This window comes from Caulobacter soli (genome assembly GCF_011045195.1).
In the GTDB taxonomy this organism is placed as follows: Bacteria; Pseudomonadota; Alphaproteobacteria; order Caulobacterales; family Caulobacteraceae; genus Caulobacter; species Caulobacter soli.
The window spans coordinates 4,021,265-4,041,723 of the sequence record NZ_CP049199.1 but is presented as its reverse complement, the minus strand read 5'-3'; the positions used below and the strand labels follow the sequence as shown (position 1 = coordinate 4,041,723).

The following is a 20,459-nucleotide window of genomic DNA, read 5'->3' as shown; positions in this document are numbered from 1 at the left end:
CGGCGCGCTCGCGGACGAACAGGCCGATGTACAGGTGGTCTTCGTGGCGTATGTCGCAACGATAGCACAGAAGTTCAATGTCGGCGCGGGGTAGACTGTGGTGAGCTCCTCGGGAGAGCGTGTCGAGGGGGCCTATGAGGTCACAAGCGAAGCTATGCACAACGGCCACCATTGGCGTCAGTCGTCAGGCGTGTTCACTTTGACGCATGGCTCGCCGCAAAGACAAATTGCTTGAGCGGATTCATCTCGACAGGTTCAGGAACCTATCGGGCGCTAAATGGTGCGTGATCACTGAGGGGGAAAGTCCCGATTTCATAGTTGAAGAGGCGGGTGTTCGATTTGGCCTAGAGGTCACACTGGCTCATCAGGACTATCAGCCCAGTGGGTCGAAAGTGCGGCGTGGCGAGAGCGACGCGCAAAAGGTCCTCCAAGAGGCAAGAAGGCGTTTCGAAGCAGCTGGCGGTCCAGCCATCGACGTGAAGTTGACGCATCGATTGCAACTGGATGAGGTCGATGATTTCGTTGGTCGGCTACTTGCGCTGAGAATAGGCGAGTTTGCGATTGGTGAGGGTTTGGAGCTACGGGACAAAGCCGGGCGTAAGACTTCCCTTCACCGGTCCTTCCGCCCCGCGTGGCTTGTCGTTGGCGACCGAGTAGGATGGGTGCTGCAGGATGGCGCAGCCGTGATCCAAGCGGCGATTGATCACAAAGAGGATCGAGTCCCAATCTACCGTAGGGCCTGTGGAAATGACGTACGCTTGCTCGTGGTGGCTGACACTGACTTCAACAGCGGGAAGGTGCGTGTGGCGGCTGAGGCTGTTTTCGACGGGCGTGGCTTTTCGGCAATCTACTTTTTGTCTGATCCAGTCCAAGCATTAGAGCTGCTCGTCAAATCGACGGAGGTTCCCTAGCGAGACCAAGCAATTCGGTCTGCTATTCTGATTTCCCCTGTCGCCATCGCACATCGATAGACCAGCACCTCCACCCCCGCGTCCGCCGCGCGCTCCAGGCCCGCCGCGAAGGCCGGATCCAAGTCGGCGCAGGCCTTGAAGCGGTCGCAGTCCTCGCGCTGGACGACGAACAGGGCCACGGCCCGGTGGCCTTCGCGGACCTGGGCGGCGAGGTCCTCCAGGTGGCGGGTCGAGCGGGCCGCCTTGCAGTCGGGGAATTCGGCCAGCGGCGGGGTGCGCGACAGGTGGACGTTCTTGACCTCCAGCCAGCAGGGCGGGCGGTCCGGATCGGTCAGCAGGAAGTCGACGCGGCTGGCGGCGGCGTATTTCACCTCCGGGCGGATCGAGGCGTAGCCGGTCAGCTCCGGGATCACCCCGCCCACCAGGGCCTCGGCGACCAGCTTGTTGGGCAGGTGGGTGTTGACCCCCACGAGCCCCTTGCCGTCCGGCCCGGCGGCCTCGACCACCTGCAGCGTCCAGGCCAGCTTGCGCTTGGGATCGTCGGAGAACGACGCCCACGCCCCCTGGCCCGGTAGGTTCACGCCCAGCATGGCGCCGGAGTTGGGACAGTGCGCCGTCACCTCGCGCCCGTCGTCGAGCACCAGGTCGCAGAAGAAGCGCTTGTAGCGCTGGACGATCACGCCGTGCGCCATCGGTTGCGGGAGAAGCATGGGGGCCTTAAGTCGGACGGCAGAGATGTTAGCCTGTAGGGGATCGAGACGATGACGACCAGCGAGCGCGTGACGGCGGCGGTTCTGATCATCGGCGACGAGATCCTGTCGGGTCGCACCCAGGACGTGAACCTCAACGCCATCGCCAAGTATCTGGCCACCTACGGCGTGGATGTCTGCGAGGTGCGGATCGTGCCGGATGTCGAGCAGGAGATCATCGACGCGGTCAACGCCCTGAGGACCCGATACGACTACGTGGTCACCACCGGCGGCATCGGTCCCACCCACGACGACATCACCGCCGATTCGGTGGCCAAGGCCTTTGGGGTGACGGCCCCCGAGCATCCCGAGATCATGGCCATGCTGCGCGAACGCTGGGGCGAGCCCAACGCCGCGCGTCGGCGCATGGCCCACGTGCCCGAGGGCGGCACGCTGGTGAAGAACCCCGTCCAGGGCCCGCCGGGCTTCCAGATCGGCAATGTCTTCGTGCTGGCGGGCGTGCCGGCGATCATGCGCGGCATGCTCGACGATGTCGGTCCGCGCCTGCGCACCGGGGCGGTGGTGATCAGCAAGACCGTCCGGGTCACCGGCACCGGCGAGGGCACGATCGCCGCGCCGCTGGAAGCGGTGGCCAAGGCCCATCCGGATCTGTCGATCGGCAGCTATCCGTTCTTCGCCCCGCCCGACGTCTACGGCGCCAGCCTGGTGATCCGCGGCCGCGATCCGGCGCAGGTCGACGCGGCGGTCGAAGAGCTGGTGGCGTCGCTGACCCAGGCCGGGGTGGCGGGGATCGAGCGGTTGGACGCGGGCGCGGCCTAAGCCACGTCCGCCGTCTCGTCCGGCTCGACCAGCGTCTTGGCGACGTTGAGGATGGTCTTGCGGCCCTTCGGCGTGGCCTGGCCGTAGGCCCGCAACAGGTCGATGGCGCCCGGCGTCGAGAGCGCCGTCAGCATGGCCACGTCCTGCTCGGCCACCACGTCCTCGCCCACCAGGCTGCCGACCGTGGTCTGCAGCTTGGCGGCGATGCGCACCAGCATCGAGGCCGAGACGCGATTGGTGCCACGCTCGTACTTTTGGACCTGCTGGAACGTCAGGCCCAGAACCTGGGCCAGATCGTCCTGGCTGATTTTCATGTGCCGGCGTTGAACCCGGATGCGGGTCCCCACCGCGACGTCGATAGGATCTGGACCGGTCGGCGTATTCAAAAGCCGCGCCCCCAACTGAAATGGCAATCTCGGAACTATCGGCTTGGCCTCGGCTGGCTGCAATGCATTCTTGCACCGTACGCGGCGTGTCGGGCGTACGCAGTGATCGATCAAGCGTTATGGACAGGCCCTCGAACCCTTCGGAGCCGAATATCGAGCTGCTCACCCAGCGCGAACGGGAAGCGTTGCGCTGGGTCGCGGAGCACAGACTCTCCAAGGAAATCGGGCCCTTGATGGGCGTGTCCAAGTCCCGCGCCGACGCCCTGGTCGAGAGCGCCTGCCGCAAGCTGGGCGTCAACGGCCGCCGCGCCGCGGCCCGGGTGCTGACCGCTCACGAACACGTCACGCCCGCGCCTCCGTCGACCTCCGCGCGGTCCCCTGGCGGCTATGGGACTGAATCCCACAGCGACTCAATGGGACTGTCGCCGACCCGACCAACACCGTCCTTTGCCGTCTCGACACCCCAAGAGGCGGACAACGACAGTGACCATGAGCGTGACCAACGACAACGAGGTGACCAGCCTGGCGGGGGCGCGTCTGAGCCTTCTGGTGCGCAAGGCGCTGCAGATTCGCCAGGCGGTGGAGACCTTCGACCGCGACTGGCCGCCGTTGCTGAACCGTCAGCCGATGCCGGCCTTCGCGTGGAGCGAACTGGAACGCCAGCTGTCGAGCCTGGCGCCGGCGAACCTGGCGCCGATGGTGACCGACCTGGTCTCGGCGGTGCGCAAGGAGGCCAACCCGAAGCCGCCGGAAATGGTGCTGCGCGAGATCCTGATCATCGCGGCCACGGTCCTGGACGAAGCCTTCCACGAGAAGTGGCACGAGAACTGGGCGCAGGAGGGCACGACAATGTCCTGAACCCCGCCGTCCGACTGCTGGTCGTCCTGGCCATCGCCGCCGCCTGCAGCCTGCTGATCGGCGGTCTGCTGGGGACACGACAGGTCGCCCATTTCTTCCAACTTCTACGTCACGGCTGACCCCGATGGGCTGAAACCCCACGATGGGCGCCGGGCGTCCATCGTCAACTTGCGCCCAAGGGCGCTCACCCGGGGGATACCAATCACATGAAACGCCGCATCGTCGCCGAACAACTCGCGAGCCAACTGTTCACCACGGAACAAGCCGTGGACACCACCTTGGCCCTGATGGGCGACCTGATCGCCGCCATGCCGCGCGCGCGGCTCGAGGCGGGCCTGGGGGCCGGCGTCGGCCAGCAGGCCGTCGACCGCGTCCTGGAAGCCGCCTCGGGCATGGCCAACGCCCGCCGTTCGCTGATCGCCGCCCACGAGGCCCTGGCCGAGGCCAAGGACCAGGTCGGTCTGCGCCGCGTCACCCTGGTGGGCGGCGGCGACAAGGCCACGCTCGAGCTCGCGCCGGCCGGCAAGCCCGCCGGCCACCTGCGCGAAGTCCAGAGCGCCTAAGCCGCCGCTCCGACGCCCGGCCGTCCTTCGGGGGAGGGACGGCTGGGCGATGAAGCTGGCGCCGTCGCGTGGGACCCTTGGCTTGGGGTTGATTCGTGAGACACATGTCGCTCCCTGACGCGGGGGCGGCATGTTTCATTTCTTCCAGGACCTCTTCTCGATCGCGCCGACCCAGATCGCCGCCCTGGTGATGCTGGCGATCTGCGGCCTGGCCTTGCTGATCGGTCGACGGCTGGAGCGCTGGCTGGCCGTGGCTACTGTCGCCGCCTGGGTCATCTCGGCCGCCGTCCAGTCTCCCGACGAGGTCGGGATGCAGTGGGGGATCTTCGCGGTCGACGTCGTCTACCTGCTGATCCTGATCAGCCTGTGCACAGTCGAGCCGCGGATCTGGATCCTGTTCATGACCGCCTTCCAGCTGCTGGTCGTGCTGACCCACGTGGCCTTCCTCATGGACGCGACCCTGATCCAGTGGAGCTTCTTTTCCACCTACTACCTGTGGAGCGACGCCGAACTGGCCGCCTTCGCGGTGGGCGTGGCCCAGGCCGGCTGGGGGCGCTGGAAGGCCCGCAAGACCTGATCCGCCGCTCCCGGACTTGCGATGCTTCGACAATGATCCTACCGATGGGTAAGGACTTCTCGCCGGGCGAGTTGATCCGCAAGAACACGGGGGAGCGGAGAGGCATGGCGGCGACGCTGATTTCGGACGAGGCGACGTGCGGGCAGGACGCCCCGTCTCCGCGCTGGACGTCGCGTCGCCAGCAGATCCTCGACGCCGCCGCCCAGTGTTTCCGCCAGTCCGGCTTCCACGGCGCCAGCATGGCCAATGTCGCCGCGGCGGCGGGCCAGAGCGTCGGCCAGATCTACCGCTACTTCGACAACAAGGAGGCGATCATCGCCGCCATCGTCGACCAGCACCTGGCCGAGCTGCGCGAGACCTTCGACCAGTTGCAGAGCCGTCCCGGCTCGGCCGCCGACCTGATCGCCGACCATGTGCCGCAGATGCTGGCCGAACGGCTCGACCCTTATCGGGCGGGCCTGGTGCTGGAGGTCGCGGCCGAGGCGGCCCGCAATCCGAAGATCGCCGAGATTCTTCGCGCTGCCGACGCCCAGGAGCGGGCGCTGTGCCGGGCGATCCTGGCCCGCGACCGCAAGCCCGGCTGGAGCGACGCGGAGTTCGAGGCGCGCAGCGACCTGCTGCGCATCCTGGTCGACGGACTGACCTTCAGGGCCGTGAACCAGCCGGACCTGGACCGGACCGCCCTGGCGTCGGCGATCCGGATGACGATCCACAATCTGTCGCTCTGAGTAGGGGCGCAGCTGAGTGCAGACGCTGTGCTTGGTCCTCGTCCTTCGACAGGCTCAGGATGAGGACTATGTCAGAGGCCCGTCAGTCGAAAACCTCATCCTGAGCTTGTCGAAGGACGAGGTTTTCGCTCTCTAGGCCGGCTGCAAGGCCGCGACGAACAGGTCGGCGTAGTGCTCGCCGATCTGCTGGGCGGAGGAAGGGCCCGTCTCCTCGAACCACAGCGCTGCGGCGTTCAGCGCGCCGGCGATGGCGAAGGCGGTCATCTTGGTGTCGGTGGGCTTCAGCGTCCCGTCACGGGCGCCGTCGTCCAGCACCCGCCGGATGCGATCGTCGACCGTGCGCTTGATGGCCCGCAGCTCCTGGCGCAGCGGCGGCGACAGGCTGTTGTCGGGCACTCGGGTCAGGCAGCGCCCGTAGATCGACAGGATGGCCTCGCCATAGGCGATGATCAGCACCCGCAGGCGCGTGCGCGCATCGGCGGCGTCGCCCTCGGACTGGCGGGTGACGTCGTCCAGGGTGTCCAGGGCGCGGCGATAGCAGGCCGCCAGCAAGGCCTCCTTGCTTTCTCCGTAATAGTAGATCGTGGGCTTGGTGACCTTGAGGTCCGCCGCCACGTCCTCCAGCGCCGTGTTGTGGAAGCCGCGCTCGTTGAAGGCGCGGGCCGCCGCCAACAGCACGGCCTCGCGCTTGATTTCCCGCTCCTTGAGGCGGTCGTCGGCGGTTTTCCAGGGCGATGAGGGCGACGCGGGCATTGCTATGTCTTCACTCCCGAGGTGACGGCCTATGCAAAGGCAAAACCCGACGCACGCCAAGGAATGAAATCCTACAGATCGTCCGCGCGCGATGCATCCACGCAATCATCGGTCCGCCGATGCGCCGGGACGCCGGAAAGCAAGCTACCGCCGTGGCGATGTCGCGGGGCCTCGGCTAGGTTTGGGTCTCGCGGCTGGGATATGGCTCCAGCGGAAGGAGCTCACCGATGACCTCGTCGCCCGCAAGCCAGACCGAGCCCCAGATCGAGCCTTTGATCTTCGAGGTCGAGGACGGAGTCGCGATCCTGACGCTGAACCGGCCGGGCCAGGGCAATTCGCTGAACCCGGCGCTGCTGCTGGCGTTGGAGGCGGCCTGGGCGCGGGTCAATGAGGATCGCGACATCGTGGCGGTGATCCTGACCGGCGCGGGCGAGCGGCACTTCTGCACCGGGGCCGACGTGGGTGCGCTGGAAGTCGGCGTGGGCGGCCTGCAGAACCAGCCCTACGCCGCCGCCAACCGCTTCTCGCCGCGCATGTGCGCGGTGACCAGGCCGGTGATCTGTTGCGTCAACGGCCTGGTCAACGCCGGCGGCCTGCACTTCGTGGCCGACAGCGACATCGTCGTCGCCTCCGCCACCGCCCAGTTCATGGACAGCCATGTCAGCGTCGGTCAGGTCTCGGCCCTGGAGTCGATCGGTATCGCCCGTCGGGCCGGCCTGGGCGCGGCCCTGCTGATGGGGCTCGTGGGCAAGTCCTATCGGATGTCGGCCGAGCGGGCCTACGCCCTGGGCATGATCGATCTGCTCGAGCCCACCGCCGCCGAGGCCCTGGACCGCGCCAAGAGTTTGGCCAAAGCCATGTGCGCCAACTCGCCCCAGGCCATGGCGCTGACCAAGCGGGCGATCTGGCTGGCCACCGAGCTCAACGACCCCGCCGCGCCGACCCATGGCTGGGAGCTCTTGAAATCACAGTGGTCGCATCCCGATTTCGAGGAAGGTCCCAAGGCCTTCGCCGAAAAGCGCGAGCCCCGCTGGGATCCGGATCCGAACGCCCGTCGCTAGGGTTCTGTCTTGCTGAATGATGTCGGTCGCCCCGCGCGGCCTTGCCAAAGGTGATCTTAAGATGCGGCCCCAGCTGAACGATCCGGACCTTCTGCGCGAGCAATGCTGGATCGGAGGCGCGTGGGTCGGCGAGGCCAGCGTCGCCGTCACCGATCCGGCGACTGGCGAGATCCTGGCCTCGGTGCCCAGCCTGGACGCGGGCCAGGTGCAGTCCGCCATCGACGCGGCCCAGGCGGCGCTGCCGGCCTGGCGAGCCAAGACCGCCGGCGAGCGCGCCAAGGTCCTGCGTCGCTGGTTCGACCTGGTTACGGCCGCCACCGACGACCTGGCGATGATCCTGACCCGCGAGCAGGGCAAGCCCCTGGCCGAGGCCAAGGGCGAGATCGCCTATGCGGCCGCCTACATCGAATGGTTCGCCGAGGAGGCCAAGCGCGTCTACGGCGAGGTGATCCCCAGCCACCGGGCCGACAGCCGCCTGGTGGTGATCCGCCAGCCCGTCGGGGTGGTCGCGGCCATCACGCCCTGGAACTTCCCCGCGGCCATGGTCACCCGCAAGATCGCGCCGGCCCTGGCGGCCGGCTGCACCGTCGTGGCCAAGCCCGCCTCGCAGACGCCGCTGACGGCCCTGGCCCTGGCGCGCCTGGCCGAGCAGGCCGGCGTTCCGGCGGGCGTGCTGAACGTGGTGACGGGCGCGGCCCGGGTGGTCGGCGGAACGCTGACGGCCAGCCCCGTGGTCGCCAAGCTCTCCTTCACCGGCTCGACCGAGGTGGGCAAGACCCTGATGGCGCAGTGCGCGCCGACCATGAAGAAGCTCTCCATGGAACTGGGCGGCAACGCCCCGTTCATCGTCTTCCCCGACGCCGACCTGGACGCGGCGGTCGAGGGGGCGATCGCCTCGAAGTACCGCAACAACGGCCAGACCTGCGTCTGCGTGAACCGCATCCTGGTCCACAAGGACGTGGCCGCGACCTTCGAGGCCAAGCTGGCCGCCGCGGTGGCCAAGCTGAAGGTCGGTCCGGGCACCGAGGCCGGCGTCGTCCTGGGTCCGTTGATCGACCAGGCCGCCGTCGAAAAGGTCGAGGAGCATATCGCCGACGCCCTGAGCCACGGTGGACGCCTGGTGACCGGCGGTCATCGCCATGCGCTGGGCCAAGGGTTCTTCGAGCCGACGATCATCGGCGGCGCCACCCCGGATATGCTGATCGCCCACGAGGAGACCTTCGGCCCGGTCGCCGCCCTGTTCGAGTTCGAGACCGAGGAACAGGCCCTGGCCATGGCCAACGACACCGACGTGGGCCTGGCCGGCTACTTCTACGCCCGCGATATCGGCCGGATCTGGCGGGTGGCCGAGGCGATGGAGGTGGGCATGGTCGGCATCAACACCGGCCTGATCTCCACCGAGGTCGCGCCGTTCGGCGGGGTCAAGTCCTCGGGCATGGGCCGCGAGGGCTCACGCCACGGCCTGGAGGACTATACCGAGCTGAAGTACCTGTGCATGGGCGGCCTCTAGCCGCCTGAAGGGCGGCGTGATGGATCTTGGCGACCTGCTGACCGACATCGAGATCGAGCCGCCGTTCACGGCGGAGGGTCTGGTGCGGCAGGTTCTCGCCCATCCGAACGCCGCCGCCGTCGCGGTCCGATTGCTGCTCGACCTGGAAGGCGTCGACGTCGAAGAGGCTTTGACGCGGGAGTCCTTAGCCTACGGTGCGCTGCAGGTCGGCGCCGAACACGCCGCCTGGTTGGCGGGGCGTGAGCCCAAGCCGTCTCCGCCCGGCCGCGTCTTGATCAGCCGCGACGACGCCGTGTTGCGGATCGTGCTGGACCGCCCCTGGGCGCGCAACGCGATCGACCGGACGATGCGCGACGGGCTCCACGAAGCCTTCACCGTGGCGGCCAGCGATCCGGACATCACACGGGTCGAGCTGCGCTCGGTCGGCCCCAGCTTCAGCATCGGCGGCGATCTCGACGAGTTCGGGACCACCCGCGATCCGGCCGTGGCGCACGCGATCCGGATGCAGACGCTGCCCGCTCGCCCGCTGTCGCGCCGCGCCGAGATCTTCGACGTTCACGTTCAAGGCGCCTGCGTCGGAGCGGGGCTGGAGATCGCGGCGTTCGCGGGGCGGGTGACCGCCTCGCCCTCGGCCTGGTTCCAGCTGCCGGAGCTGGCCATGGGCCTGATCCCCGGGGCCGGCGGCTGCGTGTCGGTGGCGCGGCGGATCGGACGACACCGCGCGACGCTGATGTTGCTGTCGGGCCGGCGGATCAACGCCGCGACGGCCTTAGGCTGGGGCCTGATCGACGCCATCGAAGATCATCCGCCCATCGACCCAGGCGGCGCGAACCTGGACCGCCTCTAGCGCCTGGCGAGCCCGCGCCCAGGGGCGGTCGATCAGGCACAGGTCGGCCGGCGCGCCGACCTCGACCCGCCGCCGCCGCTCCAGCGCCTCGGGCGCGCGCAGATGGAGATCCAGCGCTTCTTCTGGCGTCAGGGCCTCGGCCGCGCCGATCAGGGCGCCGTCGCGGGTGCGTCGCGACACGGCCGCCGCCATCGCCGCCCACGGATCGGGACCCCCGAATGGGGCGTCGCTACCGCCCGCCAGGGTCACGCCCACGTCGCGGAAGGCGCCCAGGCGATAGAGCAGGGGCTGCAGCTCGGGTTCGACTTCGGCGCGGTAGATGTCGCCGCGCTCGGCGATGAAATGCGGCTGGCTGCAGACCGGCAGGCCCAGACGGGCGATCTCGGCGACGGCGGTGTCGGGAGCCACCGAGGCGTGCTCGATCCGGTCGCCGGGCTGGACGCCGGCCGCGTCGAAGGCGGCCAGGGTGAACACCAGCTCGACCTCGGTGGCGCAGTGCACGGCGACGCCACGACCGCGCGCATGGGCGTCCCGCATGAAGGCCACGGCTTCGTCGAAATCTGGCAGTTCGGCCTCATGCAGGTGCAGCTTGGCGGGACCCAAGGTGACAAGGCGGGTCATGTCCGCTTCGGCCAGGTCCAGCCGCCCGGCCAGCAGCACGCGCTGGGGCAGCGACCCGTCGGCGCCCTGGGCGGCGAAGTGGCGGGCCATCACCGCGTCGTTGGCGGGCGACATGTCGGTCAGGCCGGTAACGCCGGCCCGCGCCAGGATCGCGCCCACCGCCGCCAGGCCGGGCGGCCGACCGCCCAGCGTCCGCTTCATCCAGGCGTCCTCGTCGAACAGGCGGCCGGTGAAGCGGCCGTCCTCGCGTTGCAGTCCGGGCGGCGGCGCTTGGTCGGCCAGCAGGAGGTCCAGCGCCCTCGAATTGAGGAACCACATCCGGCCCCCGCGATGCTGCACCCGGACGGGCCGGTCGGCGATGATCGCATCCAGCGCCGGGGCGTCGAGCATCCCGGCGACGCTCTCGTGATAGCCCGTCCCGCGCAGCCAATCGTCGCCGGGCGCCGCCCGCAGCGCGTCGGCGAAGGTCTCGGCGTCGGCCACCTCGGGTGGGCCGCAGCGCACCGAGGTCAGGGACGCGGCCAGGGCGGCGGCGTGGATGTGATGGTCGTGCAGGCCCGGCAGCAGCAGGCCGCCGGCCGCGTCGACCACCCGCTCGCCAAGCTCCGGCGTCAGCGCGCCGATCAACGCCACCTGCCCCCGCGTGATCCGGACGTCGCCAACCTCGCCGCCCTCCAGCTGCGCCCGGGTGATCAGCATGGCGGCAGGTTCGCCAGGCACGCAGCGGTGTCGGCACCCCAGGCGGGGAGGGCGAGCGCCTCACGTCGGCGGACGGCGGGGAAGGGGCTGCCGGCGGCGTCGCTCCAGCCTTTGAGCTCGGCGGTCAGGCCCACCGGATCGGCGGCCCGCGCCTCGGCCAGGGCCCGCGCCGCCACGCTGTGCATCGACAGGCCGAAACGACCGCCCCGACCCGTGCGCCAGGCCTCCCAGGCGACCTTGGCGGTCTGGACGCCCGTCAGCGGATCGGCCAGGGCGTCGCCGACGAAGCCGCCTCGCCCGCTCGCGTCCCGCAGCGCGGCGCTGAGCCCGCCCGCGACCGCGCAGTCGTCGCCAAACCCGATCCAATCCGCTGTCGGACCTTCGGCGCCATGTCCGGTGATGGTCACCCAGACCTGCCCCGGCTTGCGCAGCACCAGCTCGCTCGCGTCGATCCCCAGTTGCGCCAGGGCGCGGGGCCGCGCGGCCTCGATCACGATGTCGGCCCGGGCGATCAGGGCCAGCAGAGCGCGCCGGCCGTCGGGCGAACGGAAGTCGAGCGCCACGCTGGCCTTGCCCTGGTTGAGCCGGGCGAACAGCGCGTCGTCGCCGTCGCGCATGGCGTCGGGACGGGTGCGGCTCTCGACCTTGATCACCTCGGCCCCGGCCAGCCACAGCAGGTGCCCGGCCAGCGGCCCGGCCCACAGGGCGGAGAGATCCAGGACTTTCGGGCGATGGGTGGGCGGCGGCGCTGGAGCGCTCTCCACCAGTGTCGCACGAGCTGGACCCGGCGCGTTGTCTTCCTGCTCGGCGGCGATGGCCAGGCCCATCAATCGGCCACGCGCCACCAGGGGGGCGGCGTCGAGCTGGGCGATGTGCGCCGCGATAGCGTCCGTATCGCTGGCGTCCAGCGTATCGGTCTCGAACAGCGCCGGCAAAAGCTCACGGTCGCTGGCCCGCGCCAGGTTCAGCGCCACCGCGCCGTCGCGCGCCGCGTAGAGGCGGCATCCCCCACCGGCCGAAACCTCGCCCGGAATCTTGAACCCGCCCAGCATCGCCCGCTCGCCGATCAGGGTGGCGCCGTCGATCCCGGCGAGGCGCGCGCCGCCGATGTCCCGCGCCAGCGTCTCGACCCAGAGGTTCGCGACGCCGGTCAGCGGGATCGGGGGGGCGGCCAGAGCGCCGGGTTTCAGAAGAGCTTGCGTACCTCGCGCCTCAGCAGCTTGCCCATTTCGTTATAGGGCAGGGCGTCGACGAATACGATGTGCTCGGGCACGCGGGAAGAGCGCAGGCGCTCGCGGACCAGAACGCGCAATTCGTCGGCGCTGGGCGCGGCGTGGCCTTCGCGCGCCGCCAGGGCGACCCCGACCGTCTCGCCCCACTCGACCGAGGGCACGGCCACCGCCGCCGCGTCGGCCAGGGCCGGATGGGTCAGCAGCACGTCCTCGATCTCGCCGGGCGAGATGTTCTCGCCACCGCGCACGATCACGTCGTCGGCGCGGCCGGCCAGGAACAGGTAGCCCTCGGCGTCCAGCCAGCCGGCGTCGCGGGTGGGGAACCAGCCGTCGGCGTCCAAGGCGCTGCGCTCGCGGTACTCGCCCGACACCTGGTCGCCGCGCACATAGATCTCGCCGCGCTCGCCGGTCGGAAGGACCTTGCCGTCCTCGTCGCGGATTTCCAGCTCGATGGCCGGCAGCGGCTTGCCCACCGAGGCCAGACGGGCGCGCACGGTGTCGTCGGCGGCCCGGTGGGCGGCGCGATGCTCGTCCGGACCCAGCAGGGCGACGGTCGAGGAGGTTTCGGTCAGGCCGTAGGCGTTGGTGAAGCCGCAGTCCGGGAACAGGTCCAGGGCGCGCTCGATCAGCTCCAGCGGCATGCGGCCGCCGCCATAGGCCAGGGCCCGCAACGAGCCGACATCGGCCGAGGCGCCCGCGTCGATCCGCGCGATGATGCGCGACAGCATGGTCGGCACGACGAACGCGTTGCTGGCGCCCTCGGCCGCCACCAGGTCGAGCCAGGCGTCGGGATCGAAGGCGGGCAGCAGCAGGATGCGGCGCAGGGCGTAGATCGAGCTGAGCAGGGCCGCGATGCCGGCGATGTGGTAGGGCGGCACACAGACCAGGGCCGCGTCCTCTTCCGGCGCCGAGGCGAACTCGACCGTGCCCAGGATGTAGGACAGCAGGTTGGCGTGGCGCAGCACGGCGGCCTTGGGGGCGGCGGTGGTGCCGCTGGTGAACAGCTGGACCGCGACGGTCTCTTCGCTCTCTTCGAGTTCGGGCCCGTCGGCTTGCGTCTCGGCCTGGGCGACGAACTCGGCGCGGGGGCGCACCACGTGGCCGACGCCAGGGTTCAGGCGCTCGACCCGCGCGACGTCGCCGATGATGAAGGCCGGCGCGATGCGGCCCAGCAGGGCGGCCAGGTCCGGATCGGCCAGGCGGTAGTTCAATGGCACATAGGGCACGCCAGCGATGGCGGCCCCGAACAGGGCGATGGCCGCGGCCTCGCTGCTTTCGTCCAGCAGGGCGACGTGGCTGGCGCCGCTGGCGCGGATGCCGCGCGCCGCGCCCAGGGCCGCGCGTTGCAGCGCGGCGTAGGACCAGCGTCGTCCGTCGCAGACCAGACCGATGCGGTCGGGATCCGCGTCGGCCGCCATCTGCAGGATCAGCGAGATGTTCATGACGCGAAAACTCAGTCGGAGGAGGGTAGCGGCTTGGCTTCTTTGGTCTGCAGCGCGACGCCGTCCAGCGACATCGACCCCTTGCCGGCCTTCACGCAGAGGAACTCGACCGTGCCGGCCGCGTCGACATAGCGCTTGCCGATCTGCGAGCCGGCGGCGAAGGCGGGATCGATCTCGCCGCGCTCGGCGGGGCGTTTGTCGACCATCGGCGAGCCGCCGCATTCGACCGTTCCGGCGCCGGCGCGGATCACCATCACCTCGGTGTCGCAGACGCTGCTCAGAAGCTTCATTCCTGGTTTCATGGCCATCCTCGATATTCAACAGGCGGTCGCGCTGGGCGCCGCAGGGCCAAGGGCTAGTCTCTGTTCCTATTATTTCACCCGAGGGTATCAAGAGCGGCGGCGGTCTTGGCCAAAGGCATCGCGGCGACGATGAGATTTGCGGGTTCACGTTCGGACGATATTCGGGCTTGGCCCAGACCTGAGCGTCGCGGAAAGGATATGGGCCGAGGTTCGTCCAGGGTCTCGACATGGAACAGCAGGAGCAAGACATGACGCGCACAGTCGCGGTCACCGGCGCCGCGGGCGCGCTGGGCCGAAAGACCGTCGAAGTCCTCAAGCAAGCCGGATGGCAAGTGGTCGGGATCGACCTTGCTCCAGGCCCGTTCGAGGGCGCCGACTTGGCGATCGGCGGCGTCGACCTGACCGACGAGGCGGCGATGACGGCGGCCGCCGGCCAGATCGAGTCGCGGTTCGGCCGGCTGGACGGCCTGGTCAACATCGCCGGCGGCTTCCGGTGGGAGACGATCGGCGACGGCGACCTGGCCACCTGGGACAAGCTCTATGCGATGAACGTCAAGACCACCCTGGTCAGCTCGCGCGCCCTGACGCCGCTGCTGCTGGCCGCCAAGGGCTCGATCGTCAATATCGGCGCGGCGGCCGCGACCAAGGCGGCCATGGGCATGGGCGCCTACGCCGCCTCCAAGGCCGGCGTCGCGCGCCTGACCGAGGCCCTGGCCGAGGAGCTGAAGGACGCCGGCGTGCGGGTCAACGCCGTGCTGCCCAGCATCATCGACACCGAGGCCAACCGGAAGGACATGCCGGACGCCGAGTTCGACCGCTGGGTCACGCCCCAGGCCCTGGCCAATGTGGTGGCCTTCCTGCTGTCGCCGGAGGCGTCGGCGGTCACCGGGGCGCTGCTGCCCGTCACCGGCCGGGTCTGATCGCGGCGCGATTATACGGCACGGCGATATCTGACCGTCGGCAAGGCGGTTCTGGCGTGAAACCGGCCTCGTCGCCTTGTTCGCGGGCCGGGCTTGGTGCATTCGGCAAGGCTTGTACTGCTTTCACGGCCCGCAGAGGCCGCCTTCATTTCGGAGAGTTCCATCGTGCCAAAGCTGATCGTCGTGACCCGTGAAGGCGTGGAAAGCGAGATCGAGGGCCAGGCCGGGATGTCGGTCATGGAGCTGATCCGCGACGCGGGCTTCGACGAGCTGCTGGCCCTGTGCGGCGGCTGCTGCAGCTGCGCCACCTGCCACGTCCATGTCGATCCGGCCTTCGCCGACCAGCTGCCGAAGATGACGGAAGACGAGAACGACCTGCTCGACAGCTCGCCGCACCGCGACGACCGCTCGCGCCTGTCGTGCCAGCTGCGGTTCAGCGACGCGCTGGACGGCCTGAAGGTGCAGATCGCCGAAGAAGACTAAGGCGCCAGACGCCGGCGAAGACCATGGGACCGTCGAATGCGTAACGATACGGATGTCTTGATTGTCGGCGCGGGCCACGCGGGAGCCGCCTGCGCGATCGCGCTGCGCCAGGGCAAGTTCGAGGGCAGGATCCTGGTGGTCGGCGCCGAACCGGAACTGCCCTACGAGCGCCCGCCGCTGTCCAAGGAATACCTGGCCGGCGACAAGACGTTCGAGCGCCTGCTGATCCGTCCGGAAAGCTTCTGGGCCGAGCGGGAAGTCAGCTTCCAGTTCGACACGACGGTGGTGTCGGTCGACGCCGCGGCGCACAGCGTGACGACGGCGTCGGGCGAGGTCATCGGCTACAAGCACTTGGTCTGGGCCACCGGCGGCGCGCCGCGCGAGCTGCCCGGCGCCCATCACCTGAAGGGCGTGCACACCGTGCGCACCCGCGCCGACGCCGACCGGATGATGGCCGAGTTGCCGGATGTCGAGCGCGCGGTGGTGATCGGCGGCGGCTATATCGGCCTGGAGGCCGCGGCCGTGCTGTCCAAGTTCGGCAAGAAGGTCGTGCTGCTGGAGGCGCTGGATCGCGTGCTGGCCCGGGTGGCCGGCGAGGACCTGTCGCGCTTCATCGAGGCCGAGCACCGCGCCCATGGCGTCGACGTGCGGCTGGGCGTGGGCCTGGACCGCGTGCTGGGCGAGGACAAGGTCACCGGCGTGCGCCTGGCCGACGGCGAGGTGCTGGACGCCCAGATGGTGATCGTCGGCATCGGCATCGTCCCGGCGGTCGAGCCGCTGGTCGCGGCGGGCGCCGAGGGCGGCAACGGCCTGGCGGTCGACAGCCATTGCCGCACCAGCCTGCCGGACGTCTTCGCGATCGGCGACTGCGCCCGCCACGCCAACCGCTACGCCGAGGGCGCGCAGGTGCGGCTGGAGTCGGTGCAGAACGCCAACGACCAGGCGGTGGTGGCGGCCAAGGCGATCCTGGGAACGCCAGCCGACTACGACGCCACGCCCTGGTTCTGGTCCAACCAGTACGACATCAAGCTGCAGACGGTGGGGCTGTCGATCGGCTTCGACCAGACCGTGGTGCGCGGCGACACGGCCAGCCGCAGCTTCTCGATCCTCTATCTGAAGGGCGGCCGGGTCATCGCGCTCGACTGCGTCAACGCGGTCAAGGACTACGTCCAGGGCCGCAAGCTGGTGATCGAGGGCGCCAAGGTCGATCCCGCGCGCCTGGCCGACCCCGAGACGCCGCTGAAGGATCTGGTCGGCAAGGATCTGGTCGGCTAAGCGACAGGAAGCCGCCATGCTGAAGGTCCATCACCTGGGCAGGTCCCAGTCCGAGCGGATCGTCTGGCTCTGCGAGGAGCTGGAGATTCCCTACGATCTGGTGCGCTACGATCGCGAGCCGACGGGCGCCGCGCCGCCGGCCTACAAGGCGCTCCACCCGGTGGGCACCGCGCCGATCATCCAGGATGGCGACTTGGTCCTGATGGAGTCCGGGGCCATCGCCGAGTACATCGCCCGGCGTCACGGCGACGGCCGGCTGATCCTGGGGCCCGAACACCCTGACTTCGCCGACTATCTGTTCTGGTTCCACTACGCCAACGCCTCGGTCCTGGCGGCGGTGATGATGGACGTGATCGCGGCGCGGCTCGGGGCGCCCAGCGCGACGGGGCGAAAGTCGCGGGCCGACATCGCCTTCGATCTGGTCGAGGCGCATCTGGGAAAGGCGACCTGGTTCGCGGGCTCGCAGTTCACCCTGGCCGACATCATGATGGTCTTTCCCCTGACCACCATGCGCCTGTCGGTCGAGCGCGACATCTCCGACAGTCCGAACCTGCTGGCCTACCTCCAGCGCGTGGGCGAACGACCGGCCTATCGCGCCGCCATGGCCAAGGGCGATCCCGGGATGACTCCGAAGCTGACCTAGGGGTCGCTATCGCCCCTTCCATTCCGGCGCGCGCTTGGCGGCGAAGGCGGCGGGGCCTTCGGCGGCGTCCTCCGACTTCAGCATGCGCTGCACGGCCGGATAGGACCATTGGCCTTCCAGGGCCGTGGCCAGCGGTTCGCTCAGGCCTTGCAGAGCGGCCTGCTTGGTGGCGCGCACCGACATCGGGCTGGCGGCCAGGATCTCTTCGGCCCAGCGCATCGCGCCGGCCAGGGCGTCGCTCTGGACCACCTCGTTGACGAAGCCCAGCGACAGGCCTTCGGCGGCGGTCAGTCGGCGGCCGGTCAGCATCAGCCCCATGGCGCGCTTCAGCCCGATCTCGCGCGGCAGGCGCAGGATGCCGCCGCCCAGGGCGGCCAGGCCGACCTTGACCTCGGGCAGGGCGAAGGTGGCGTTCTGGGCGGCCACGACGATGTCGCAGGCCAGGGCGATCTCGAAACCGCCGCCCATGGCGATGCCGTTCACGGCCGCGATCACCGGCTTGGTCAGCTCCAGGCGCGAGGTGATCCCGCCAAAGCCTGAGGGCGGCAGGTCGGCGCTGCTCTGCGGCATCGGCGACATCAGGTCGTGGCCCGCGCAGAAGGCCTTGGGGCCCGCACCGGTCAGGATGGCGACCCACTGCTCGTCATCGGCCTCGAAAGCGTCGAAGGCGTGGGCCAGCTCGACCTGGGCCTCGGCGTTCAGCGCGTTGTGCCGGTCGGGCCGGTTGATGGTGACGGTGGTGATGCGGCCGATCTTCTCGACCGTGAGGAAGGCGTACGACATCAGGCCACCAGCCCGGCTAGACGGCCGCGGATGATCGCCTCGGCGTCGCCCACGATCCGGTCGATCAGCTGCTGGCAGGTGGGGATGTCGTGGATCAGGCCCTGGACCTGGCCGGCCCAGATCAGGCCGGCGTCGACGTCGCCGGTTTCCAGGGCGGTGCGGCCGAGAGCGCCCGACACCAGCGGACGCACGTCCTCGAACACCGCGCCCGGCTCGCCGCCCAGCGCCACCACGCGGTCGGACACCGAGGTCTTGGCCACGCGGCCGGTGTTGTGGAAGGTGCGGAAGATCAGGTTGGTGGCGCGCTCGTCGTTGGTGACCAGCAACTGCTTGATGTTGTCGTGGATCGGGGCCTCGACCGTGGCGCAGAAGCGGGTGCCCATGTTGATGCCTTCCGCCCCCAAGGCGAGGGCGGCGGCCAGGCCGCGCCCGTCGCCGAAGCCGCCGCTGGCGATCATCGGAATCTTGACCTTGTCGGCCGCCGCCGGGATCAGCACCAGGCCGGGAATGTCGTCCTCGCCCGGGTGGCCGGCGCACTCGAAGCCGTCGATCGAGATGGCGTCCACGCCCATCCGTTCGGCCGACAGGGCGTGGCGGACGGCGGTGCACTTGTGGATGACCTTGACCCCATGGGCCTTGAAGTCGTCGACATGCTCCTGTGGCTTGTAGCCGGCGGTCTCGACGATGGTGATGCCGCTATCGATGATCGCCTTGCGATACTCGGCGTAGGGCGGCGGCGAGACCGAGGGCAGGATCGTCAGGTTCACGCCGAACGGCTTGTCGGTCAGCTTCCGGCAGCGCTCGATCTCGCGGCGCAGCTCGTCGGGCGAGGGCTGGGTCAGGGCGGTCAGCAGGCCAAGGCCGCCGGCGTTGGACACCGCCGCCGCCAGCTCGGCGCGGCCGACCCACATCATGCCGCCCTGGACGATGGGGTGCTCGATGCCGACCAGTTCGGTGAAGCGCGTACGGATTCCCATGGTCTCAAGTCCCCCTGCGATGTGCGCTGTCGCCAGGATCGGCCTGGTCGTTTCGCGCCTGTCCGAGGGTAGGTGATCGGGCCTCCGAACCTTGTCAATACGCGGCCCCGGCAAGCATCGCTGGCCTGATCAGTTGACCTGGCGGCCGCTTTCCCCGATTGACGAGGGGCTGAAAAGCCGAGAAATCTACCCTTGAGTAAATTTCAGACTTTCGGGTTTCCATGATCCTCACCGCGACGCAATCGGCCATCCGGGACGCGGTGCGCGAGTTCGCGCAGGACCGCATTCGGCCGCACGCCGCCGCGTTCGAGGCGGCCGGCGCCTATCCGCAAGCCCTGTTCGAGGAAGTCGCCGGGCTGGGCCTGATGGGCATGACCGCCCCCGAGGAATTCGGCGGCGCCGGTGCGGACTATGTCTCTTACGCCCTGGCGCTGATCGAGATCGCGGCGGGCGACGGGGCGCTGTCGACGATCCTGTCGATCCAGAACAGCCTGATCGTCTCGGCCTTGCAGCGCCTGGGCTCGCCGGACCAGCAGGCCCGCTTCCTGCCTGACCTGATCGCCGGCCGCATGATCGGCGCCTTCGCCCTGACCGAGGCCGACGCCGGGTCCGACGCCTCGGCCATCCGCACCCGCGCCACCCGGGTGGATGGCGGCTGGCGGCTGAACGGCGCCAAGCAGTTCATCACCTCGGGCCATATCGCTGGCCTGGCCATCGTCTTCGCGGTCACCGACCCCGACGCCGGCAAGAAGGGCCTGTCGGCCTTCCTCGTGCCCACCGACCGCGCCGGCTATTCGGTCGACAAGGTCGAGCACAAGCTGGGCCAGGCCGCTTCGGACACCTGCGCCATCCGCTTCGACGACCTGTTCCTGGAAGACGCCCTGATGCTGGGGGCCGAGGGCGAGGGCTATCGCATCGCCCTGTCGAACCTGGAGGTCGGGCGCATCGGCATCGCGGCCCAGTGCGTGGGCATGGCCCAGGGCGCGCTCGAGATCGCCGTCGGTTACGCCAAGGAGCGCAAGAGCTTCGGCAAGCCGATCATCGAGCACCAGGCCGTGGGCTTCCGCCTGGCGGACCTCGCCACCCGCCTGGAAGCCGCGCGCCAGATCGTGCTGTCGGCCGCCGCGCTGAAGGAGGCGGGCGAGCCCTGCCTGACCCAGGCCTCGATGGCCAAGCTGTTCGCCTCCGAGACCGCCGAAGCCGTGGTGTCGGGCGCGATCCAGACCCTGGGCGGCTACGGCTATCTCGAGGAATACGGGCTCGCGAAGATCTATCGCGACGTCCGCGTCTGCCAGATTTACGAGGGCACGTCCGACATCCAGCGGATGGTGATCGCCCGTGCCCTTTGAGGAGACCGTC

General features: G+C 69.4%; 24 protein-coding genes and 1 pseudogene. 16 read left to right on the top strand and 9 right to left on the bottom strand.

Features of this window, described 5'->3' with window-relative positions; all coding sequences use genetic code 11:
- Window positions 1-206: 206 nt before the first annotated feature.
- Window positions 207-911 carry a hypothetical protein gene (locus G3M62_RS18945; RefSeq protein ID WP_165189825.1) on the top strand — a complete coding sequence of 235 codons (705 nt, stop codon included), beginning with the start codon at window positions 207-209 and terminating at the stop codon, window positions 909-911.
- Here the strand turns inward: G3M62_RS18945 and sfsA are convergent.
- Window positions 908-1,621: a DNA/RNA nuclease SfsA gene (gene sfsA, locus G3M62_RS18940; RefSeq protein WP_165189823.1), complete on the bottom strand. Its 714-nt coding sequence runs from the start codon at window positions 1,619-1,621 to the stop codon at window positions 908-910. The two genes, G3M62_RS18945 and sfsA, sit on opposite strands and share 4 nt — an antisense overlap.
- Before the next feature lie 51 nt (window positions 1,622-1,672).
- On the opposite strand from sfsA, the gene G3M62_RS18935 reads away from it, so the two are divergent.
- Window positions 1,673-2,440, top strand: a complete 768-nt coding sequence (locus G3M62_RS18935; RefSeq protein ID WP_165189821.1) for a competence/damage-inducible protein A — start codon at window positions 1,673-1,675, stop codon at window positions 2,438-2,440.
- Here the strand turns inward: G3M62_RS18935 and G3M62_RS18930 are convergent.
- Complete coding sequence (locus tag G3M62_RS18930; RefSeq protein ID WP_281360066.1) at window positions 2,437-2,787, bottom strand: helix-turn-helix domain-containing protein; 351 nt, start codon at window positions 2,785-2,787, stop codon at window positions 2,437-2,439. The genes G3M62_RS18935 and G3M62_RS18930 overlap by 4 nt on opposite strands.
- Window positions 2,788-2,846: 59 nt before the next feature.
- Between G3M62_RS18930 and G3M62_RS26990 the strand changes: the two are divergent.
- The 6 genes and pseudogenes from G3M62_RS26990 to G3M62_RS18900 form a co-directional block, all read left to right on the top strand.
- Window positions 2,847-3,137, top strand: a pseudogene (locus G3M62_RS26990) (LuxR C-terminal-related transcriptional regulator); the annotation flags it as partial.
- A gap of 178 nt (window positions 3,138-3,315) precedes the next feature.
- Window positions 3,316-3,684, top strand: coding sequence for a hypothetical protein (locus G3M62_RS18920; RefSeq protein ID WP_165189817.1), 369 nt, complete (start codon window positions 3,316-3,318; stop codon window positions 3,682-3,684).
- Window positions 3,642-3,803 carry a hypothetical protein gene (locus G3M62_RS18915; protein WP_165183850.1) on the top strand — a complete coding sequence of 54 codons (162 nt, stop codon included), beginning with the start codon at window positions 3,642-3,644 and terminating at the stop codon, window positions 3,801-3,803. The genes G3M62_RS18920 and G3M62_RS18915 overlap by 43 nt, the downstream gene beginning before the upstream one ends.
- 87 nt (window positions 3,804-3,890) lie before the next feature.
- Window positions 3,891-4,247, top strand: coding sequence for a hypothetical protein (locus G3M62_RS18910; protein ID WP_165189815.1), 357 nt, complete (start codon window positions 3,891-3,893; stop codon window positions 4,245-4,247).
- A 130-nt stretch (window positions 4,248-4,377) separates the two neighbouring features.
- Window positions 4,378-4,824, top strand: coding sequence for a hypothetical protein (locus G3M62_RS18905; protein ID WP_165189813.1), 447 nt, complete (start codon window positions 4,378-4,380; stop codon window positions 4,822-4,824).
- 104 nt (window positions 4,825-4,928) lie between these two features.
- Entirely contained in the window at window positions 4,929-5,552 is a 624-nt protein-coding gene (locus G3M62_RS18900; RefSeq protein ID WP_165191373.1) for a TetR/AcrR family transcriptional regulator, read from the top strand.
- 132 nt (window positions 5,553-5,684) lie between these two features.
- Here G3M62_RS18900 and G3M62_RS18895 read toward each other — a convergent pair whose 3' ends face one another.
- The gene (locus G3M62_RS18895; RefSeq protein WP_165189811.1) at window positions 5,685-6,305 is read right to left on the bottom strand and encodes a TetR/AcrR family transcriptional regulator; all 621 of its coding nucleotides are present in this window, start codon (window positions 6,303-6,305) and stop codon (window positions 5,685-5,687) included.
- A 227-nt stretch (window positions 6,306-6,532) separates the two neighbouring features.
- Here G3M62_RS18895 and G3M62_RS18890 point away from each other — a divergent pair, with 227 nt between their 5' ends.
- The 3 genes from G3M62_RS18890 (at window position 6,533) to G3M62_RS18880 (ending at window position 9,723) form a co-directional block, all read left to right on the top strand.
- On the top strand, window positions 6,533-7,366 hold the full coding sequence (locus tag G3M62_RS18890; RefSeq protein ID WP_165189809.1) for an enoyl-CoA hydratase/isomerase family protein: 834 nt from the start codon (window positions 6,533-6,535) through the stop codon (window positions 7,364-7,366).
- A 61-nt stretch (window positions 7,367-7,427) separates the two neighbouring features.
- Window positions 7,428-8,876 (top strand): NAD-dependent succinate-semialdehyde dehydrogenase, encoded by a 1,449-nt coding sequence (locus G3M62_RS18885; RefSeq protein WP_165189807.1) that lies wholly within the window; start codon window positions 7,428-7,430, stop codon window positions 8,874-8,876.
- A gap of 19 nt (window positions 8,877-8,895) precedes the next feature.
- Window positions 8,896-9,723, top strand: coding sequence for an enoyl-CoA hydratase/isomerase family protein (locus G3M62_RS18880; protein ID WP_165191371.1), 828 nt, complete (start codon window positions 8,896-8,898; stop codon window positions 9,721-9,723).
- Here G3M62_RS18880 and G3M62_RS18875 read toward each other — a convergent pair.
- The 4 genes from G3M62_RS18875 to G3M62_RS18860 all read right to left on the bottom strand — a co-directional run bounded on the left by G3M62_RS18875 (window position 9,646) and on the right by G3M62_RS18860 (window position 14,007).
- Window positions 9,646-11,064, bottom strand: a complete 1,419-nt coding sequence (locus G3M62_RS18875) for an amidohydrolase family protein (RefSeq protein WP_205691902.1) — start codon at window positions 11,062-11,064, stop codon at window positions 9,646-9,648. The two genes, G3M62_RS18880 and G3M62_RS18875, sit on opposite strands and share 78 nt — an antisense overlap.
- On the bottom strand, window positions 11,037-12,095 hold the full coding sequence (locus G3M62_RS18870; protein WP_165189805.1) for a CoA transferase: 1,059 nt from the start codon (window positions 12,093-12,095) through the stop codon (window positions 11,037-11,039). The genes G3M62_RS18875 and G3M62_RS18870 overlap by 28 nt, the downstream gene beginning before the upstream one ends.
- 134 nt (window positions 12,096-12,229) lie before the next feature.
- On the bottom strand, window positions 12,230-13,717 hold the full coding sequence (locus G3M62_RS18865; protein WP_165189803.1) for a class I adenylate-forming enzyme family protein: 1,488 nt from the start codon (window positions 13,715-13,717) through the stop codon (window positions 12,230-12,232).
- An 11-nt stretch (window positions 13,718-13,728) separates the two neighbouring features.
- Window positions 13,729-14,007 (bottom strand): hypothetical protein, encoded by a 279-nt coding sequence (locus tag G3M62_RS18860; RefSeq protein ID WP_205691901.1) that lies wholly within the window; start codon window positions 14,005-14,007, stop codon window positions 13,729-13,731.
- Window positions 14,008-14,267: 260 nt separating this feature from the next.
- Between G3M62_RS18860 and G3M62_RS18855 the strand changes: the two genes are divergently transcribed.
- From G3M62_RS18855 to G3M62_RS18840, 4 genes are all read left to right on the top strand, one after another.
- On the top strand, window positions 14,268-14,939 hold the full coding sequence (locus G3M62_RS18855; RefSeq protein ID WP_165189799.1) for an SDR family oxidoreductase: 672 nt from the start codon (window positions 14,268-14,270) through the stop codon (window positions 14,937-14,939).
- Window positions 14,940-15,104: 165 nt separating this feature from the next.
- Window positions 15,105-15,422: a 2Fe-2S iron-sulfur cluster-binding protein gene (locus tag G3M62_RS18850; protein WP_165189797.1), complete on the top strand. Its 318-nt coding sequence runs from the start codon at window positions 15,105-15,107 to the stop codon at window positions 15,420-15,422.
- Between the two features lie 36 nt (window positions 15,423-15,458).
- Window positions 15,459-16,697: an NAD(P)/FAD-dependent oxidoreductase gene (locus G3M62_RS18845; RefSeq protein WP_165189795.1), complete on the top strand. Its 1,239-nt coding sequence runs from the start codon at window positions 15,459-15,461 to the stop codon at window positions 16,695-16,697.
- Between the two features lie 16 nt (window positions 16,698-16,713).
- A complete protein-coding gene (locus tag G3M62_RS18840) occupies window positions 16,714-17,340 on the top strand; it encodes a glutathione S-transferase family protein (RefSeq protein ID WP_165189793.1) in 627 nt (208 codons plus the stop codon).
- 6 nt (window positions 17,341-17,346) lie between these two features.
- Here the strand turns inward: G3M62_RS18840 and G3M62_RS18835 are convergent, their stop codons facing one another.
- Together G3M62_RS18835 and G3M62_RS18830 are read right to left on the bottom strand one after the other, a co-directional pair.
- Complete coding sequence (locus tag G3M62_RS18835) at window positions 17,347-18,123, bottom strand: enoyl-CoA hydratase-related protein (RefSeq protein ID WP_165189791.1); 777 nt, start codon at window positions 18,121-18,123, stop codon at window positions 17,347-17,349.
- Window positions 18,123-19,100, bottom strand: coding sequence for an NAD(P)H-dependent flavin oxidoreductase (locus tag G3M62_RS18830; protein WP_165189789.1), 978 nt, complete (start codon window positions 19,098-19,100; stop codon window positions 18,123-18,125). The genes G3M62_RS18835 and G3M62_RS18830 overlap by 1 nt, the downstream gene beginning before the upstream one ends.
- Before the next feature lie 221 nt (window positions 19,101-19,321).
- Between G3M62_RS18830 and G3M62_RS18825 the strand changes: the two genes are divergently transcribed.
- Window positions 19,322-20,449, top strand: a complete 1,128-nt coding sequence (locus G3M62_RS18825) for an acyl-CoA dehydrogenase family protein (RefSeq protein WP_165189787.1) — start codon at window positions 19,322-19,324, stop codon at window positions 20,447-20,449.
- Window positions 20,450-20,459 lie beyond the last annotated feature (10 nt).

Coding starts and splice junctions, on each gene's coding strand:
- G3M62_RS18945 (WP_165189825.1), top strand. CDS start 207: ATGGCTCGCCGCAAAGACAAATTGCTTGAGCGGATTCATCTCGACAGG.
- sfsA (WP_165189823.1), bottom strand. CDS start 1,621: ATGCTTCTCCCGCAACCGATGGCGCACGGCGTGATCGTCCAGCGCTAC.
- G3M62_RS18935 (WP_165189821.1), top strand. CDS start 1,673: ATGACGACCAGCGAGCGCGTGACGGCGGCGGTTCTGATCATCGGCGAC.
- G3M62_RS18920 (WP_165189817.1), top strand. CDS start 3,316: ATGAGCGTGACCAACGACAACGAGGTGACCAGCCTGGCGGGGGCGCGT.
- G3M62_RS18910 (WP_165189815.1), top strand. CDS start 3,891: ATGAAACGCCGCATCGTCGCCGAACAACTCGCGAGCCAACTGTTCACC.
- G3M62_RS18905 (WP_165189813.1), top strand. CDS start 4,378: ATGTTTCATTTCTTCCAGGACCTCTTCTCGATCGCGCCGACCCAGATC.
- G3M62_RS18900 (WP_165191373.1), top strand. CDS start 4,929: ATGGCGGCGACGCTGATTTCGGACGAGGCGACGTGCGGGCAGGACGCC.
- G3M62_RS18895 (WP_165189811.1), bottom strand. CDS start 6,305: ATGCCCGCGTCGCCCTCATCGCCCTGGAAAACCGCCGACGACCGCCTC.
- G3M62_RS18890 (WP_165189809.1), top strand. CDS start 6,533: ATGACCTCGTCGCCCGCAAGCCAGACCGAGCCCCAGATCGAGCCTTTG.
- G3M62_RS18885 (WP_165189807.1), top strand. CDS start 7,428: ATGCGGCCCCAGCTGAACGATCCGGACCTTCTGCGCGAGCAATGCTGG.
- G3M62_RS18880 (WP_165191371.1), top strand. CDS start 8,896: ATGGATCTTGGCGACCTGCTGACCGACATCGAGATCGAGCCGCCGTTC.
- G3M62_RS18870 (WP_165189805.1), bottom strand. CDS start 12,095: ATGCTGGGCGGGTTCAAGATTCCGGGCGAGGTTTCGGCCGGTGGGGGA.
- G3M62_RS18865 (WP_165189803.1), bottom strand. CDS start 13,717: ATGAACATCTCGCTGATCCTGCAGATGGCGGCCGACGCGGATCCCGAC.
- G3M62_RS18860 (WP_205691901.1), bottom strand. CDS start 14,007: ATGAAGCTTCTGAGCAGCGTCTGCGACACCGAGGTGATGGTGATCCGC.
- G3M62_RS18855 (WP_165189799.1), top strand. CDS start 14,268: ATGACGCGCACAGTCGCGGTCACCGGCGCCGCGGGCGCGCTGGGCCGA.
- G3M62_RS18845 (WP_165189795.1), top strand. CDS start 15,459: ATGCGTAACGATACGGATGTCTTGATTGTCGGCGCGGGCCACGCGGGA.
- G3M62_RS18840 (WP_165189793.1), top strand. CDS start 16,714: ATGCTGAAGGTCCATCACCTGGGCAGGTCCCAGTCCGAGCGGATCGTC.
- G3M62_RS18835 (WP_165189791.1), bottom strand. CDS start 18,123: ATGTCGTACGCCTTCCTCACGGTCGAGAAGATCGGCCGCATCACCACC.
- G3M62_RS18830 (WP_165189789.1), bottom strand. CDS start 19,100: ATGGGAATCCGTACGCGCTTCACCGAACTGGTCGGCATCGAGCACCCC.
- G3M62_RS18825 (WP_165189787.1), top strand. CDS start 19,322: ATGATCCTCACCGCGACGCAATCGGCCATCCGGGACGCGGTGCGCGAG.